At 70.6% G+C, this 14135-nt stretch carries 16 protein-coding genes; 11 read left to right on the top strand and 5 right to left on the bottom strand.

What is annotated here, in order from left to right; all coding sequences use genetic code 11:
* The first annotated feature begins 109 nt into the window (after positions 1-109).
* The 4 genes from ACQ5BE_RS12740 (at position 110) to ACQ5BE_RS12725 (ending at position 3967) form a co-directional block, all read left to right on the top strand.
* Entirely contained in the window at positions 110-1054 is a 945-nt protein-coding gene (locus tag ACQ5BE_RS12740) for a dihydrodipicolinate synthase family protein (RefSeq protein WP_430297348.1), read from the top strand.
* Positions 1055-1241: 187 nt separating this feature from the next.
* A complete protein-coding gene (locus ACQ5BE_RS12735) occupies positions 1242-2606 on the top strand; it encodes an MFS transporter (protein WP_430297347.1) in 1365 nt (454 codons plus the stop codon).
* 105 nt (positions 2607-2711) lie between these two features.
* Positions 2712-3086 (top strand): VOC family protein, encoded by a 375-nt coding sequence (locus tag ACQ5BE_RS12730; protein WP_208711170.1) that lies wholly within the window; start codon positions 2712-2714, stop codon positions 3084-3086.
* 47 nt (positions 3087-3133) lie between these two features.
* A complete protein-coding gene (locus ACQ5BE_RS12725; protein WP_430297346.1) occupies positions 3134-3967 on the top strand; it encodes a hypothetical protein in 834 nt (277 codons plus the stop codon).
* Between the two features lie 30 nt (positions 3968-3997).
* On the opposite strand, the gene ACQ5BE_RS12720 is transcribed toward ACQ5BE_RS12725, so the two are convergent.
* Entirely contained in the window at positions 3998-4417 is a 420-nt protein-coding gene (locus ACQ5BE_RS12720) for a DUF5997 family protein (protein ID WP_430297387.1), read from the bottom strand.
* A 58-nt stretch (positions 4418-4475) separates the two neighbouring features.
* On the opposite strand from ACQ5BE_RS12720, the gene ACQ5BE_RS12715 reads away from it, so the two are divergent.
* The 6 genes from ACQ5BE_RS12715 to ACQ5BE_RS12690 all read left to right on the top strand — a co-directional run bounded on the left by ACQ5BE_RS12715 (position 4476) and on the right by ACQ5BE_RS12690 (position 8508).
* Positions 4476-5210, top strand: a complete 735-nt coding sequence (locus tag ACQ5BE_RS12715; protein ID WP_430297345.1) for a LysR family substrate-binding domain-containing protein — start codon at positions 4476-4478, stop codon at positions 5208-5210.
* Positions 5211-5315: 105 nt separating this feature from the next.
* A complete protein-coding gene (locus ACQ5BE_RS12710; RefSeq protein ID WP_430297344.1) occupies positions 5316-5951 on the top strand; it encodes a GNAT family N-acetyltransferase in 636 nt (211 codons plus the stop codon).
* Complete coding sequence (locus ACQ5BE_RS12705) at positions 5948-6775, top strand: alpha/beta fold hydrolase (protein WP_430297343.1); 828 nt, start codon at positions 5948-5950, stop codon at positions 6773-6775. Before ACQ5BE_RS12710 ends, ACQ5BE_RS12705 begins: the two co-directional genes overlap by 4 nt.
* 106 nt (positions 6776-6881) lie before the next feature.
* Positions 6882-7487 carry a molybdopterin-dependent oxidoreductase gene (locus ACQ5BE_RS12700; protein ID WP_430297342.1) on the top strand — a complete coding sequence of 202 codons (606 nt, stop codon included), beginning with the start codon at positions 6882-6884 and terminating at the stop codon, positions 7485-7487.
* Positions 7484-8215: a ferredoxin reductase gene (locus ACQ5BE_RS12695; RefSeq protein WP_430297341.1), complete on the top strand. Its 732-nt coding sequence runs from the start codon at positions 7484-7486 to the stop codon at positions 8213-8215. Before ACQ5BE_RS12700 ends, ACQ5BE_RS12695 begins: the two co-directional genes overlap by 4 nt.
* Entirely contained in the window at positions 8212-8508 is a 297-nt protein-coding gene (locus ACQ5BE_RS12690; RefSeq protein WP_208711177.1) for a DUF6510 family protein, read from the top strand. Before ACQ5BE_RS12695 ends, ACQ5BE_RS12690 begins: the two co-directional genes overlap by 4 nt.
* Before the next feature lie 47 nt (positions 8509-8555).
* Here ACQ5BE_RS12690 and ACQ5BE_RS12685 read toward each other — a convergent pair whose 3' ends face one another.
* The 4 genes from ACQ5BE_RS12685 to ACQ5BE_RS12670 form a co-directional block, all read right to left on the bottom strand.
* The gene (locus tag ACQ5BE_RS12685; protein ID WP_430297340.1) at positions 8556-9017 is read right to left on the bottom strand and encodes an NUDIX domain-containing protein; all 462 of its coding nucleotides are present in this window, start codon (positions 9015-9017) and stop codon (positions 8556-8558) included.
* A gap of 107 nt (positions 9018-9124) precedes the next feature.
* Positions 9125-9742, bottom strand: coding sequence for a hypothetical protein (locus ACQ5BE_RS12680; RefSeq protein ID WP_430297339.1), 618 nt, complete (start codon positions 9740-9742; stop codon positions 9125-9127).
* Between the two features lie 185 nt (positions 9743-9927).
* Positions 9928-10872, bottom strand: coding sequence for a glutaminase (locus ACQ5BE_RS12675; protein ID WP_430297338.1), 945 nt, complete (start codon positions 10870-10872; stop codon positions 9928-9930).
* Positions 10869-12470 carry a PucR family transcriptional regulator gene (locus ACQ5BE_RS12670; RefSeq protein ID WP_430297337.1) on the bottom strand — a complete coding sequence of 534 codons (1602 nt, stop codon included), beginning with the start codon at positions 12468-12470 and terminating at the stop codon, positions 10869-10871. Before ACQ5BE_RS12670 ends, ACQ5BE_RS12675 begins: the two co-directional genes overlap by 4 nt.
* Before the next feature lie 421 nt (positions 12471-12891).
* Here ACQ5BE_RS12670 and ACQ5BE_RS12665 point away from each other — a divergent pair, with 421 nt between their 5' ends.
* Positions 12892-14133: a hypothetical protein gene (locus ACQ5BE_RS12665; RefSeq protein WP_430297336.1), complete on the top strand. Its 1242-nt coding sequence runs from the start codon at positions 12892-12894 to the stop codon at positions 14131-14133.
* The last annotated feature ends 2 nt before the right edge of the window (positions 14134-14135 follow it).

Below are 14135 nucleotides of genomic sequence, written 5' to 3'. Positions count from 1 at the left end.
CCTCGAAATCGACCCTTGACGTGCTCCTGTGACCCAGCTTACCGTTGAAGCAATCGATAACGGAATCGATTCCCTAACTCGAAACGTCACCACTCGAAGAGGAGCAACCATGAGCAGCATCGACCTCCGCGGCCTCGTCCCCGCCCCGGTCACCCCCTTCACCCGCGACGGCGACGTGGACGTCGCCGCGATCCACCGCCTCGGCGGGTGGCTCGGCAGTGTCGAGGGCGTCAAGGGCCTCGTGGTCCTCGGCCACGCCGGCGAGGGCACCTTCCTCACCCAGGCCGAGCAGGCGCTGGTCATCTCCGCCTTCCGCGACGCCGTGGACGGCCGGCTGCCGATCATCGCCGGCATCACCGGCGAGGGCAACAAGGTCGCCGCCGAGGAGGCGCAGCGCGCGGTCGACGCCGGTGCTTCCGCCGGCCTCGTCTACCCCTCCCACGGCTGGCTCCGGTTCGGCTACCAGGAGGGCGCCCCGCAGACGCGCTACCGCGAGATCTACGAGACGAGCGGCCTGCCGCTGATCCTGTTCCAGTACCCGGACGCCACCAAGGCCACCTACAACCTCGACACCCAGCTCGAGATCGCCGCCCAGGAGGGCGTGTTCGCGACCAAGAACGGCGTGCGCAACATGCGTCGCTGGGACACCGAGATCCCGGTGCTGCGCGCGGCGTTCCCCGAGCTGCAGGTGCTCACCTGCCACGACGAGTACCTGCTGCACACCATGTTCGACGTCGACGGCGCCCTGGTCGGCTACGGCGGCCTCGCCCCGGAGCCGCTCGTGGAGCTCATCGCCGCCGGCAAGGCCAAGGACTACGCCAAGGCCCGCGAGATCCACGACCGCCTCCTGCCGGTGACGAAGAACGTCTACCACCGCGGCTCGCACATGGAGGGAACGGTCGCGCTCAAGGAGGGCCTCGTGGCGCGCGGCATCCTCGAGCACGCCACCGTCCGGCCGCCGCTCCTGCCGCTCGCCCCCGGCGCCCACGAGGAGATCGCCCTGGCCCTGGCCTCCGCGAACCTCGGCCAGGCCGTGGTCCCGGCCCGCGCCTGACCCCAGCGCCACAGCACGCACGACGGCGGGTGCCCGCCCGCCGTCGTGCGTCACCCCCGCCCGGCCACGCCCGGGCACCTTCCCGTCCGCTGCCGGCGCCCACGCTCCGGGGCGGTTCGGCGACAACGACGTCCCGACAACTCCGCGCCCGTGCGCGGAGGGGAGGAATCCCACCACAATGACTGCTATGGCCAGCGGACAGACCTCCGCGACGCAGACCGACATCGTCGCGCGCCTCGAGAGGCTGCCCATCACCCGGCGTCTCACCATGATCCGCGTCGTGATCGGCTCCGCCACCTTCTTCGACGCCTACACCGTCCTCGCGATCGCCTTCGCGATGCCCCAGCTCGTCTCCGAGTGGCACCTCACGCCCGGGGAGGTCGGCCTGATCCTCTCGTCCGGCTACCTCGGGCAGCTCTTCGGCTCCGTCTTCTTCGGCAGCCTCGCCGAGAAGATCGGCCGCATGCCCACCCTGTTCATCACGATCGTCCTGTTCGTGAGCATGGACCTCGCCTGCCTGTTCTCGTGGGGCGCCTGGTCCATGATCGCGTTCCGCTTCCTGCAGGGCATCGGCACCGGCGGCGAAGTCCCCGTGGCGAGCGCGTACATCAACGAGTTCGTCGGCGCGCGGCGCCGCGGCCGCTTCTTCCTGCTCTACGAGGTCATCTTCCCCGTGGGCCTCATGTTCGCCGGGCTCGCCGGGTTCTTCCTCGTTCCCACGTTCGGCTGGAAGGCGATGTTCATCGTCGGGCTTGTCCCCGCGATCCTCACCATCCCGCTGCGGCGGCTCATGCCCGAATCGCCGCGCTGGCTCGCCTCCGTGGGCCGCGGCGAGAAGGCCGACGCCGTCGTGTCGATGCTCGAGCGCGAGGCCGTCAAGGCCGGCCACACCCTCGCCGAGCCCGTCGCGCGCCCCCTGCCCGCGGTCGAGGCCAAGTCCGACTGGCGCGACCTGTTCCGCGGCATCTACCGCCGGCGCACCCTCATGATCTGGGGCCTCTGGGTCAGCGTCTACGTGGTCAACAACGGACTCATCACCTGGCTGCCGACCCTCTACAAGGAGGTCTTCCACGTCCCGCTCCAGACCAGCCTCGCGTACGGCTGGGTGACCTCAGGGGTCGGCGTCGTGGCGTCCGTGCTGTGCGCCCTGCTCATCGACCGCGTGGGACGGAAACGCTGGTACTCGGTCGCGTTCGTCGCCGCGACGGTCCCGCTCGTCGTCCTCGGCGCCCTCGGGGCGGTCTCCGCGATCCAGGTGGTCCTCTTCGCGAGCATCGCCTACGCGATCCTCCAGACCATCTCCTTCTCCCTCTACCTCTACTCGGCCGAGCTCTACCCGACGCGCCTGCGCGCCATCGGGACCGGCTTCGGGAGTGCGTGGCTGCGCGCCGGCTCGAGCGCCGGGCCGCTCCTCGTCGCGTGGATCATGGACGGGTTCGGGATCGGGTGGGTGTTCATCGCTTTCGCGGGGATCGCCCTCCTCGGCGGGCTCGTCACGATCTTCTTCGCGATCGAGACCAAGGGGCGCGTCCTCGAGGAGCTCGCGCCGTAGGGCTGGCTGTACCGACGCATTGGGCGAGCGCACGACGGCGGGTGGGAACCCGGCGTCGTGCGCTGTGCCCTGACGGATGTCGGAGCCTCTGCGTAGGCTGGGCGCATGCGGATCAAGATGTGCTCCATCCACGTGACCGACCCGGCCTCGGCCCACGCCTTCTACACGGAGACGCTCGGCTTCGACACCCTCATGGCGATGCCGGAGGGGAACCTCTTCATCGTCACCTCGCCGGACTCGGGCGGTGTGGGCCTCCTGCTCGAGCCCAGCGACAACCCGATCGGCGAGACGTACCGCACGAGCGTGTACGACGCCGGTATGCCCGCCATCGTGCTCGGCTCGCCGGACGTGCGGGCCGACTACGAGAGGCTCACGGCGGCCGGCGTGGCGTTCCGGGGCGAGCCCACCGAGGATCCCTACGGGGTTTCGGCCGTCTTCGACGACCAGCACGGCAACCTGATCCAGCTCCACCAGGACTGACCGCGGGCCTGCGGCCGCCGCTTTGCACCGTGCGGAATACTGTCCCCATGAGACGCGCCGTGATGACCGCTGCCGCCGCCCTGACCCTTGCCCTGGCCACGGCTGCCCAGCCGGCCTTGGCCGCACCGCCCGGCGGCAAGGGCACCGCGCCCTCGACCCTGGGCCTCGATGTGTCATGGCCGCAGTGCGGCGCCACGCTCCCGAGCGGCCAGGCCTTCGGGATCGTGGGAGTCACCGGGGGCCTCGCCACGACGACGAATCCCTGCCTCGCCGACCAGCTGGCCTGGGCCGCGAAGTCGACCGGTGCCACCAAGCAGGCCAAGGTCCAGCTCTACGTCAACACCGCCAACCCGGGCGGCCTCGGAACGGCGTCGTGGCCCACGTCCTCGACCTCGGGGAACCCGTACGGGACGTGCGACGGCAGCGACAGCCTCGCGTGCGCCTGGCAGTATGGCTGGAACCGCGCCGAGGAGGACGTCGACCAGCGCTTCGCGCCTGCGGCCCAGACGGCCAAGGTCTCCGCCAACCCCGCGGACTACGTGTGGTGGCTCGACGTCGAGCTCGAGAACACGTGGAAGACGGGCGGCACCGACGCCGACAGGGCAAGCAACCGTGCCGTCCTGGAAGGCATGACCGCGCACTTCGTCTCCCGCGGCGGCGCCGTGGGCCTGTACGCGACCCCGTACCAATGGGGCCAGATCGCAGGCACGGTGCCGGCAGGCAGCAGCCTTGCCGGGCGCGACGAATGGCATCCGGGGGCGAGGACCCAGCGAGGCGCCGAGCGGGCCTGCACGGAGGCCACGCTCACGCCGGGCGGCCGGATCTCGCTCGCGCAGTTCGTCTCGGGCGGCCTGGACTACAACGTCTCCTGCATCGGATAGCGCCTCCGGCGCATCCAGGAGAAGGCGGTGTCAGCCGTGGCGGCCGCCGCGCAGGGAGCGCTCCGCCGCTGCACCGTGGGACGCACGGGCGGCCTTGGCGGCCTTCTCCTCTGCCTGGGCCTTGACCCGCCGCGTCTCCTCTCGGACCGCCGCCATGTTGGCCCGCTCGTCCTGCAGCCACTGCGGCCGATCCTTCAGCAGCGCCGCGATCTCCTCCGTCGTGAGCGCCTCGGTGATGCCCGCCCGCGCGAGGCCCGAGATCGTCACGTTGAGCTTCTGCGCCACGACCGGGCGCGGGTGCGGGCCGTTCTCGCGGAGCTCGGTGAGCCACGCCGGCGGGTTCTCGCGCAGGGCGTCGAACTCCTCGCGCGTCACCACGCCCTCCTGGAACTCGGCAGGGGCGGCGGGGAGGAAGATCCCGAGCTTCTTGGCCGCGGTGGCCGGCTTCATGGACTGGGACGCGCTGTCCTTGGGGTTCGAGCTCATGGATCAAGGCTACCGTTGACCCATGCAGTCCGAGAGCGCCCCGGCCCTGAAGGTGGCCTTCGTCGCGGGCGTCGCGCCCGGCAAGTGGTTCCACCGCTGGGAGGAGCGCTTCCCGGACGTCCCCCTCTCCTCGCAGATGGTCGACGACGGCGAGCAGCTCGCCGTCCTCGGCGACGGCCGCGCGGACGTCGCGTTCGTCCGCCTCCCCGTGGACAAGGACCGCGAAGGCCTCCACGTCATCCCGCTCTACGAGGAGCTGCCGGTCGTCGTCGCGCCCAAGGGCCACGAGATCCAGGCCTTCGAGGAGATCCCGCTCGCCGAGGTTGCGGACGAGCTCTTCGAGTACGACGGCGGCCACTCTGAGCGACTGGACCTCGTCGAGGGCGGGGCGGGTCTCGCGATCATGCCCATGAGTGTGGTGCGGCACTTCAACCGCAAGGACCTCCGCTATCGCCCGGTGACCGGCGTGGAGCCCTATGGCGTGGGGATCGCGTGGCGCAGGGACAACGAGTCCAGCACGATCCAGGAATTCATCGGCGTGGTCCGCGGGCGGGGAGCGAACAGCTCGCGGCAGGAGTCTGTGCAGCGCGACCAGCAGGAGGCCGCGAAGCAGCGCCGCGAGGACCGGGCTGCGGCACAGTCCAAGGCGGCCCGGGCGCGGAACGATGCGAGCCGGGCGGCGAAGGCCGCCCGCGGGAAGCCCGCAGCCCGCGGAGCCAAGGGCCGCCCGGGCTCGGGGAAGCGGCGCGGCCGCTGACGCCGCGCGCCCGTGCGATTCTGCCCAGCCTGAGGACGCGGACGGTCCGCGGGCGCGCGTGTCACCCCTCCCGCCGAGGGCGTGTCCGCGGCTAGCCTGAGCAGCATGGAACGCCCTCCAGCGGCGGCCGGCCCTGACTCGTCCCGGATCACGGTAGTCCCCGCCAACGAGGCCTCGTGGGAGGACCTCGCGGCGGTCTTCGGGGAGCGCGGCGACCCTGCCCGCTGCCAGTGCCAGTGGTTCAAGGTCACGGGCCGGGAGGAATGGCGGCTCCTGTCCCGCGAGGCCCGCGAGCAGGCGCTCCGCGAGCAGACGGACTGCGGCCGCGCCGACGCTCCGCAGACCTCCGGCCTGGTCGCCTATCTCGACGGCGAGCCGGCGGGGTGGGTCGCGGTCGAACCCCGCACCGCCTACCCTCGGCTGGCGACGAAGCGGATCCCGTGGACCGGCCGCGACGAGGACAGGGAGGATCCGGCTGTCTGGGCCGTCACCTGCTTCGTGACCCGCGCCGGGTACCGCAAGCGCGGCGTCGCGCGGGCCCTCGCCGCCGCGACGGTGCCGTACGCGAAGGAACGGGGCGCCCGCGCCGTCGAGGGCTACCCGATGCTCACCGAGCCCGGCAAGGATGTCCCGTGGGGGGAACTGTTCGTGGGCAGCCGGGGGATCTTCGAGGAGGCGGGCTTCGACGAGGTCAGCCGCCCGTCGCCGCGCAGGGTCGTCATGCGGATCGACTTCCCGTGAGCAGCGCAGGCGCGGCGGAGCCGCCCGGGCCCCCGGCGGAGAGCGGGTACCTGCCGCCGGGGCTGCCGTTCTTCCGGGTGGGGACGGGACGGCCGCTCGTGGTCCTGCCGGGCCTCGGCGCGCCCCACGAGGTGCCCCGCGGCTTCGAGCGGGCCGCCGAGGCGGGCCCGCTGCGGGCCTTCGCCCTGTCCCGGGAGGTGTGGTGGATCGGGCGCCGGTCAGGGCTGCCGCGGACCACGACCATGGCGGACCTCGCCGCGGACACGGCCCTGGCGCTCGCCGCCTTCGATGGGCCCGTGGACGTGGTCGGCATCTCGACCGGCGGGAGCGTGGCGCTGCAGCTCGCCGCGGACCACCCCAGGCTCGTCCGGCGCCTCGTCCTCGTCGCGGCCGGGTGCCGGCTCGGGGAGCTCGGCAGGAGGGGCCAGCGGGCGGTCCTGGACCGGCTCGACGGCGGCGACCGCCGCGGCGCGGGCGCCGAGATGGTGCGGCTCATCGGGGTGCGGCCGGTGGCCAGGCAGCTGGAGGCCTGGATCGGATGGCTCGCAGGACCCTTGATGCTGCCCCGGTTCACTGACGACCTCGCTGCTGTGATCCTCGCCGAGGACGCCTTCGACCTCACCGCCCGGCTGTCCTCGATCACGACGCCGACCCTCGTCGTAGGCGGCGACGAGGACTCCCCGTACGGACCGGCGGTGTTCAGCGAGACAGCGGCAGGCCTCCCGAACGGCCGCCTCCGCCTCTACTCGGGCAGGGGCCACGTCGGGGTCCAGCGGGCGCCCGGCTTCGCGCGCGACGTCCTCGCCTTCCTCGACACCCCCTGAGGTGCGAACGACGGCGTCGCGCCCGCTCTGGCCCTCGGCCCACCCGAGGCGTATCGTCCCAGCTACGTCTCGGGTACCCGGCCGCACGCATCGGCGAGGAGCATCGATGGGCATCGTTTCGTCCGGCTTCAGGGGCCGCAGGAAGAGGGATGTCCCGGGCCTGCCTCCGGGACAGTACGTGACCGAGGACTTCCCGGTGCTGTCGGCGGGCCCCACGCCACGCATCGACCCGGGGGAGTGGACCTTCTCCTTCACGGGCGCCGGGGCGCGGCGGCTCTGGGACTGGAACGGATTCCTGTCCCTGCCCCACGAGCACGTCACCGCGGACATCCATTGCGTCACGAGCTGGTCCAAGCTGGGGACCAGGTGGCGGGGCGTTCCGGTGGATGCGCTCTTCGATGGGGCCGACGGCGCCTCCGTGCACGAGAGGGAAGGCTTCGCGCTCTTCCACTCCTACGGCGGCTACACGACCAACCTGCCGCTGACCGACGTGCTGGACGGGAAGGCGTGGCTCGTGCACGAGTTCGAGGGCGGGCCGCTGGCCCCGGAACACGGCGGTCCTGTCAGGCTCCTCGTTCCCCATCTGTACCTGTGGAAGAGCGCGAAGTGGGTAGACGGCCTTGAGCTCGTCCACCGGGACATTCCCGGGTTCTGGGAGAGCCGCGGCTACCACATGCACGGCGACCCGTGGACCGAGGAGCGCTACGGGTGAGCGGCGCGTGGAAGGTGGCCGACGTCGTCGCGCTCGAGGCCGAGACCCCCACTGCACGGACCATACGCCTGCGGCTTCCGGGCCCCGTGCACGCGGCCGCGGGCCAGCACGTCGACGTCCGCCTCACAGCGCCCGACGGGTATCAGGCGGTGCGCTCCTACTCCGTGTCCGCCTCGGTGCCGCCGGACACGCTCGACATCACCGTCGAGGAGCTGCCCGACGGCGAGGTGTCGCCCTACCTTGTCCGGGACCTCGCCGTCGGCGACCAGCTCGAGGTGCGCGGCCCGGTGGGCGGCTGGTTCGTGTGGCGGCCCGAGGAGGAGTCGCCGGTGCAGCTCATCGGGGGAGGGTCAGGGGTCGTGCCCCTCATGGCGATGGTCCGCGCTCACCGGGCGGCCGCGCACCCGGCTCCGATCCGCCTGCTGTACTCCGTGCGGAGCCCTGAATCCGTGTTCTTCCGCGGCGAGCTCGACTCTCTGGGCGCCGGTCACAGCCCCTTCAGCCTGACGGTGGTGTACACGCGGGCCGCGCCGGAGGGCCACCCGGTGGGTCGGCTCGATGCGCCGACGCTCGCGGAGCACGTGCTCGGCAACGGCTCGGACCCCTTGGTGTACATCTGCGGTGCCACCGCGTTCGTCGAGGCGGTGTCAGGGTGGCTCGTGGACCTCGGCCACGCTCCCGCGAGGATCAAGACGGAACGCTATGGGGGTCTGGGAGGCGCATCATGAGCGACTGGACGGGTCGGCCGGGCACTCTGGGAACGGACGACTACCTCGACGGCAACGCCCTCGCGGGCCCGCTGTCGGAGGTCTTCGCGATCGACATCACCGCCGCTCTTGGCACGTGCGCCGGCTGCGGGACCGTCCGCGCGATCGCCGAGGCGCGCCTGTACGTCCACGCGCCGGCCAAGCTGCTCCGCTGCCCCGCGTGCGACGGGGTGTGGCTGCGGCTGGACGAACGCGACGGCCGCGTCGTCGTCGACTTCCGGGGGCTCACCCAGCTCACGATCACGCTCGGCTGAGCGGAGGCGATCCCCTGGCCGCGGGGCGATCCCGGGCCCGCGGAAGGTCACCGGAGGCGGTCCAGGAGGGCGTCGAGGATGGGGGTCTGGCCCTTGACCAGCTTGGTCCTGGCCACCTCCTCGGGGAACCACTCGGCGCGGTCGATCTCGGGGACATCGATCACCCGCCCCGACCCCTTGGGCCACTCGAGCGGGAACGTGTTGCTCGTGATCTGCTCTGGGGCGAAGTCCGCCTCCGCCGCGAAGGCGGTCAGGCGCTTCCCCGAGGGCTGGCGGAACTCGCCGAGGGGCACGTAGTCGGCGTCCGGGGGAGGGGTGCCCATCTCCTCGGCGAACTCCCGCCGTGCAGCGGAGAAGGGGTCTTCGCCTTCGTCGTAGAGGCCCTTGGGGATCGACCACGCGTGCTCGTCCTTGCGCGCCCAGAACGGGCCGCCCATGTGCGCGATCCACACCTCGAGTCCCTCGTCGCCCCGCCGGTACAGCAGGATCCCCGCGCTCAGAACGGCCATGGGCGTCAGCCTACCCACCGCCGCCGTCTGGGGGTCACGTTCTGAGGGTCACGTTCTGGGGGTCACCCGATGCGACCCTCAGAACGCGACGTACTGCCGGGCTTCCGTCAGCGGCCGTGCTTCCCCGAAGCGCCCTGGCCTGCAGAGTGCGCCTGCGCCGCGGGCTTCGCGGCGGGCTGCGCCGCGGATCGGGCTGCAGCCTGGGGAACGGAGTCGGGAGCGGGCTTCGACGCCGCGGGCACGTACTGGAGGACGACATCCGAGACGGACCCGGGGTACCGGTCTTCGCCCTGGGCGTGCGCCGCCGTTGTGGCCTGCTGAGCCACCACCGAGGCCTGCGCCGCCGGGGTGCCTGCGTCGGGCGCCTCGACCTCCGGGGCGTCAGCCTCCGGTGCTTCTGTCTCGGGCGCCTCCGTCTCCGGTGCCTCGGCTTCCGGAGTTTTCGTCTTGGGTGCTTCGGCCTCGGGTGACTCAGTCTCGGGGGCCTCCGTTTCGGAGGCTTCCGAGTCGGGGGCCTCCGCGGACTCGGACGACTCGGCCTGCGGCTCGTCCGCTGCATCGAGTGCATAGGTCTCGGACGCGGCCCGGGCACTGACGGGCTGGTCGACGGTCGACTCATCGGGTGCCGCCACGGCCGCTACACTGGCGCCGCCGAGGACGAGCGCACCGGCGGACACCGCGGTGAGGACCGCCTTCTGGGTGACAAGGTTGGCGAGCTTGGGCATCAGATCTCCCTGGTGTCGGTTCCCGCTCAGAGAGCGGATTGCCTCCCTATCGTGACCACATCTGGTTGACGGACGCATTAAATGCGATGACAGAATCCGTAATTCTTAAATTGAACGGCTCATATGGCCGTCATCCCTTGACGGCGGCGCTCCATGATGCGACACGCGATGGCCGACCCGCGCTCTCAGAAGACGGACCACCCGAGGCGCGAGCTGAGATCGGCAAGGGCGGCCGCACCGGCCACGGAGTTCCCCTTGGCGTCAAGGCCTGGGCTCCAGACGCAGACGGTTCCCCTGCCCGGCGCCACGGCCATGATCCCGCCGCCGACTCCGCTCTTAGCCGGCAGCCCGACCCTGTAGGCGAACTCCCCGGCGGCGTCGTAGAGGCCGCAGGTGAGCATGATCGAGTTGATCCGTCGCGTCTGCTCCGGGGTGAGCGCCGACCACGGCTCGCCGGTCCACGGACCCACCCTCCCGCCGTCGGCCAGGAAGGTCCCCGCCCGGGCGAGGTCGCGGCAGCTCATGGTGATCGAGCAGTGCCCCACGTAGTGTTCCACCACCTGGCGGACATCGCAGCGCAGGTTGCCGAAGTCCGCGAGGAAATTCGCCAGCGCGAGGTTCCGGCTGCTGCGTTCGAGCTCGCCGGCGGCGGCGGCCTCGTCGATGGCGGGCCCACCGCTCCCCGAGAGTGCCCTAACCAACGCGAGCACCTCCCCGCGCGCGTCCCCCCACTGCTCCTGCAGAACATCGGTGACCACCAGGGCGCCAGCATTGATGAATGGGTTGCGGGGAATGCCAGACTCGGCCTCGAGCTGGACGAGGGAGTTGAAGGCCGTTCCCGACGGTTCGCGCAGCACGCGCCGCCACAGGGTGTTGGCAGAATCGTGGCGGAGCGCCAGCGCCAGCGAGAAGACCTTGGAGATGCTCTGGATCGAGAAGGGCACGTCCGAATCACCCGCGGCATAGACGTCCCCGCCGACCGTGGCGACGGCGATGCCGAAACTCGTGGGCTCCACGCGCCCCAGATGTGGGATCGAGGCAGGAACCGACCCCACAGGCCCCCGTGGCCTGTGGGCGATGACAAGGTCCTCGAGGAGCTCCTGCATTCCGGTGGCGACGGCCGTCGTCATGCCCGCCCCGCGGGCGACGAGAGCCGCCGGGAAGCCCACAGCTCGAGGTGAAGCAGCGCGATTGTGGAGTGCGCAGGCTGGCTGAAGTCCAGACCCGTCAACCGGCTCGCCTTCGCCACCCGGTAGTACACCGTGTTCCGGTGGAGGTTCAGCCGCCTTCCGCACTCGCCCACATCCAGCCCGGAGTCCAGATAGCCCCGCAGCGTCCGCGCCAGTTCCTCCTCTTCCAGACACAGTCGGGTCAGCGCGCGGTGGCGGAACGGCGATGCGTCAAGCCCCCGGACGACCTCGTCCAGGATGATCTCCGCCTCGAAGTCATCCAGCGTCGCGGCCTGCTGGCTGCCGTCAACCCGCATGGCCCGGAGCAGGGCTGCGGTCTCCACGCTGGTCGAGCGTAGCGCGGTCAGGGTGGGGGCGACCTGGCCCACGGCGACGTGGACCTTCACGCCCAGGTGCTCGCGGGCGTCCTTCACTACGGCGTCGGCGAGGACGCGGAGCGCGGCCTCGGGGCTGTCGGACCGCAGGTCGGGCACGATCACCGCAGTCTGGCCCTGGTGCTGGCCCACGACCGCCGAGTCCTTGAACGCTGCCGCGCGGATCGAGGCAAGGTTCGCCAGCTCGCCGTGCTTGAGCTCGGCATCCGCTGACCGCTGGTCCTCGTGGGAGAGCCCCACGAGGAGGAGGCAGGCGGGGCGCTCTGGGTCGATCCGCGAGAACTGCGCGCTCGCGGTCGCCTCGTCAGGTGTGGAGAGGAGTCGCGCGATGGCGTCTTCCCTGAGGTGCACGGACTGCTGGTTCCGGTGCCTGACGAGCTCTGCCGCCGCCCGGCGTGCCGCGCCGACGAGCACCGCGTCGACGCCCGGAGCGAAGCCTGATCCCGTCTCCTGGAGCCAGATGTAGCCGAGCACGCGTTCCCCGGCGAAGATCGCCACGGCAGCCCGCTCCTTGAGCGCATCCTCCTGCCGCTCGGGCACACGCACCACGCCGCGGCTGCGGTGCAGTTCCCGGTAGGCGCCGAGGTCCTTGAGCAGCGCCTCGTACTTCCGGGGGCCTCGACGGCTCAGGATGGAGGCCCTCCGGAGCTCGTCGAGGTCGTTGCCCACAGTCGAATAGGCCAGGACCTTGTTGGCCGCGTCCTCGATGACCACGTGGCTTGAGGTCATCTTCGCGGTGGTCTGGGCGATGGCGAACAGATCTTCCTGGATCAGCGCCAGGACATCGCTGTGGTAGTCGGTGGTCTGGATGCGGCCGTTGGCGACGGACAGGAAGGTGTCCCAGCCGCTGGACGGCTCGACCAGAAACAGCCCGACGCCGGCAGCCCGGAGGAGTTCCTCGATCTCGAGCGCTTCCCCGGCCGTGCCCTTGACGGCGACGGCGACGGGCCGGCTCTGGGCAAGCCGCCGCACCATGGGCAGGGCCGCCCTGCCCCGGACTCCCATGAGGCACACCAGGGCGCCCGCAACGTCACGATCCGTCTCCTCCGAGTCGAGGATGAGAGCCTGCGCCACCGGGGAGTCGGTGGGGCTGGGCCGGCTGATGAGCCTGCACAGGCTCGCCGGGAGGTCTTCCAAGATGTCGTCGACGGTGACTGATCCCACGCTGGTCCTTCATTGCATCAGTGGCACGGCGCCCCGTTGCGCCGTCCACAGTTCATGGTAGGGACGCTGAGAGGGACCCGTTTTGTGCGCGGCGCCCTCATGCGCTCCGATTATTGGACGGCTGCCCAAACCGGGGATGCACTGTTCAGGACCAACGCCCCTGTATTCGTCCCGCCACCGAAACCTACGTTCGAGGGTGGGGTCGGGAGAAGGGAGGGCGACGATGGACTCTCGCCGATACGCAGGACAGGTGGGCGCGCAGCACGCGAGGGGTGTGTCCCGTAGGGTCGTGGCGGCCGTCGTCGGACTCCTGGTCTTGACCGGGTGCACCCCCGCCCCCAGCCCCAACCCTTCCACGTCCAGCCCGGCCACGCATAGCGCATCCGCCCCCAGCGCATCGGCGTCCAACGTTCCCTCGAAGGTGTTCAGCGACCAGGAGCTGATGACCGTCGGCTACATGATGCTCCAGGAGCGGGGACTGAACCTGAACTACATGGACGACAGCACGGTGACGAGGACGGCGTTCGACACACGCCCCTTCCCGTTGTCCCACTTCACCGCCCAGCCCGCTGAATGCGGGGTGTTCCACCCGCCGGTGGGGGACGACGCGCTGAAAGACCTGAGTCTCAGCTTCGCCGTCGGCGTTGTCCCGCTTTCCGACGAGACGGTTCCAAGCAGCAGGATACGGTTTACGATGACGAGCGCAGATCGGGACCGGCTGGCGAAGGCCGACTTCGACTACACCGACGAGCTGGTTTCCCGCTGCGCCCAGTTCGATCTCTTCGCCGGTGAGGCGGACAGCGTCCCGCAACCGTTGATGCTCGTGCAACCTCCGGCGGTTGGCGAGAAGGCCTATGCCGTGGTCGGGCAGCCCGGCCAGGCGGAGGCCCCTCGAGGCATCGGCCTCCGCGTCCTTGCAGGAACGGTCTCTCTCAGCATGTTCCGAAGCGTGCCCTCCCTCAGATCCCTCGAGGATGCGCAGCCCACGCTGGACATGATGGCTGGCGTCGCGAAGGACCTGATTCACCAAGCGGCGCAACACCCGCCAGCCGTCCCTCCCCCGCCCCCGAACGCCCAGACCCCGCAGCAGTTGACTGACCTTCTGCAGGAGATCACTGGGCCCGACGGCCGAACGGTGACCTATGCGTCAGGAACGGTCATCCACGGATCATCCCCCGGTGACATGGCGTCCTGCACCTACAGCGACGGAACCTACTACGCAGCACTTCGCCGGTCCACCGTAGTGCACGGGGAGTTTCCGCCGTCGCCTGCGTCGTCTGGCGGGACCGCGGTCTTCTCCGAGATGACAGTTCGGCTGATCAGCATGCCCACCGGGACGTCTGACCCCTTCCCCTTTGACAAGCGGGCTGCGGACCTCCGGAACTGCCCTACGATCCAAGAACAGGTCTTCACCGATTCGACCAGCAGCATGGCCCAGTGGAGCTCGATCCACCGCTTCACCTTGAACGTCGCAGCGGATTCGGCCTTTGCGATTGCCCATGACCAGCCGGACATGGGGGCGTGGCATCTGCTGGCTGGGGCCAGGAGGGGCACTCTGACGGTGGAACTGGGGACGTATTGGACTCCGGACCTCGATCCGAAGGATCGCCTTGATCAGATGGCAGCGGTGATCAACCAGATCTTCGCCAAGGCCGGTGTCTAGGA

The sequence above is a fragment of the Sinomonas sp. B1-1 genome, from assembly GCF_050474465.1.
Taxonomy (GTDB): domain Bacteria; phylum Actinomycetota; class Actinomycetes; order Actinomycetales; family Micrococcaceae; genus Sinomonas; species Sinomonas flava.
The sequence above is the reverse complement of the archived record's forward strand: the minus strand, read 5'-3'. Positions and strand labels throughout refer to the sequence as shown.

Excerpts from the sequence above, each read along its gene's own strand:
- ACQ5BE_RS12735 (WP_430297347.1), top strand. The coding sequence starts at position 1,242 with ATGGCCAGCGGACAGACCTCCGCGACGCAGACCGACATCGTCGCGCGC.
- ACQ5BE_RS12685 (WP_430297340.1), bottom strand. The coding sequence starts at position 9,017 with ATGGCCGTTCTGAGCGCGGGGATCCTGCTGTACCGGCGGGGCGACGAG.
- ACQ5BE_RS12730 (WP_208711170.1), top strand. The coding sequence starts at position 2,712 with ATGCGGATCAAGATGTGCTCCATCCACGTGACCGACCCGGCCTCGGCC.
- ACQ5BE_RS12675 (WP_430297338.1), bottom strand. The coding sequence starts at position 10,872 with ATGACGACGGCCGTCGCCACCGGAATGCAGGAGCTCCTCGAGGACCTT.
- ACQ5BE_RS12725 (WP_430297346.1), top strand. The coding sequence starts at position 3,134 with ATGAGACGCGCCGTGATGACCGCTGCCGCCGCCCTGACCCTTGCCCTG.
- ACQ5BE_RS12720 (WP_430297387.1), bottom strand. The coding sequence starts at position 4,417 with ATGAAGCCGGCCACCGCGGCCAAGAAGCTCGGGATCTTCCTCCCCGCC.
- ACQ5BE_RS12680 (WP_430297339.1), bottom strand. The coding sequence starts at position 9,742 with ATGCCCAAGCTCGCCAACCTTGTCACCCAGAAGGCGGTCCTCACCGCG.
- ACQ5BE_RS12690 (WP_208711177.1), top strand. The coding sequence starts at position 8,212 with ATGAGCGACTGGACGGGTCGGCCGGGCACTCTGGGAACGGACGACTAC.
- ACQ5BE_RS12715 (WP_430297345.1), top strand. The coding sequence starts at position 4,476 with ATGCAGTCCGAGAGCGCCCCGGCCCTGAAGGTGGCCTTCGTCGCGGGC.
- ACQ5BE_RS12710 (WP_430297344.1), top strand. The coding sequence starts at position 5,316 with ATGGAACGCCCTCCAGCGGCGGCCGGCCCTGACTCGTCCCGGATCACG.
- ACQ5BE_RS12740 (WP_430297348.1), top strand. The coding sequence starts at position 110 with ATGAGCAGCATCGACCTCCGCGGCCTCGTCCCCGCCCCGGTCACCCCC.
- ACQ5BE_RS12700 (WP_430297342.1), top strand. The coding sequence starts at position 6,882 with ATGGGCATCGTTTCGTCCGGCTTCAGGGGCCGCAGGAAGAGGGATGTC.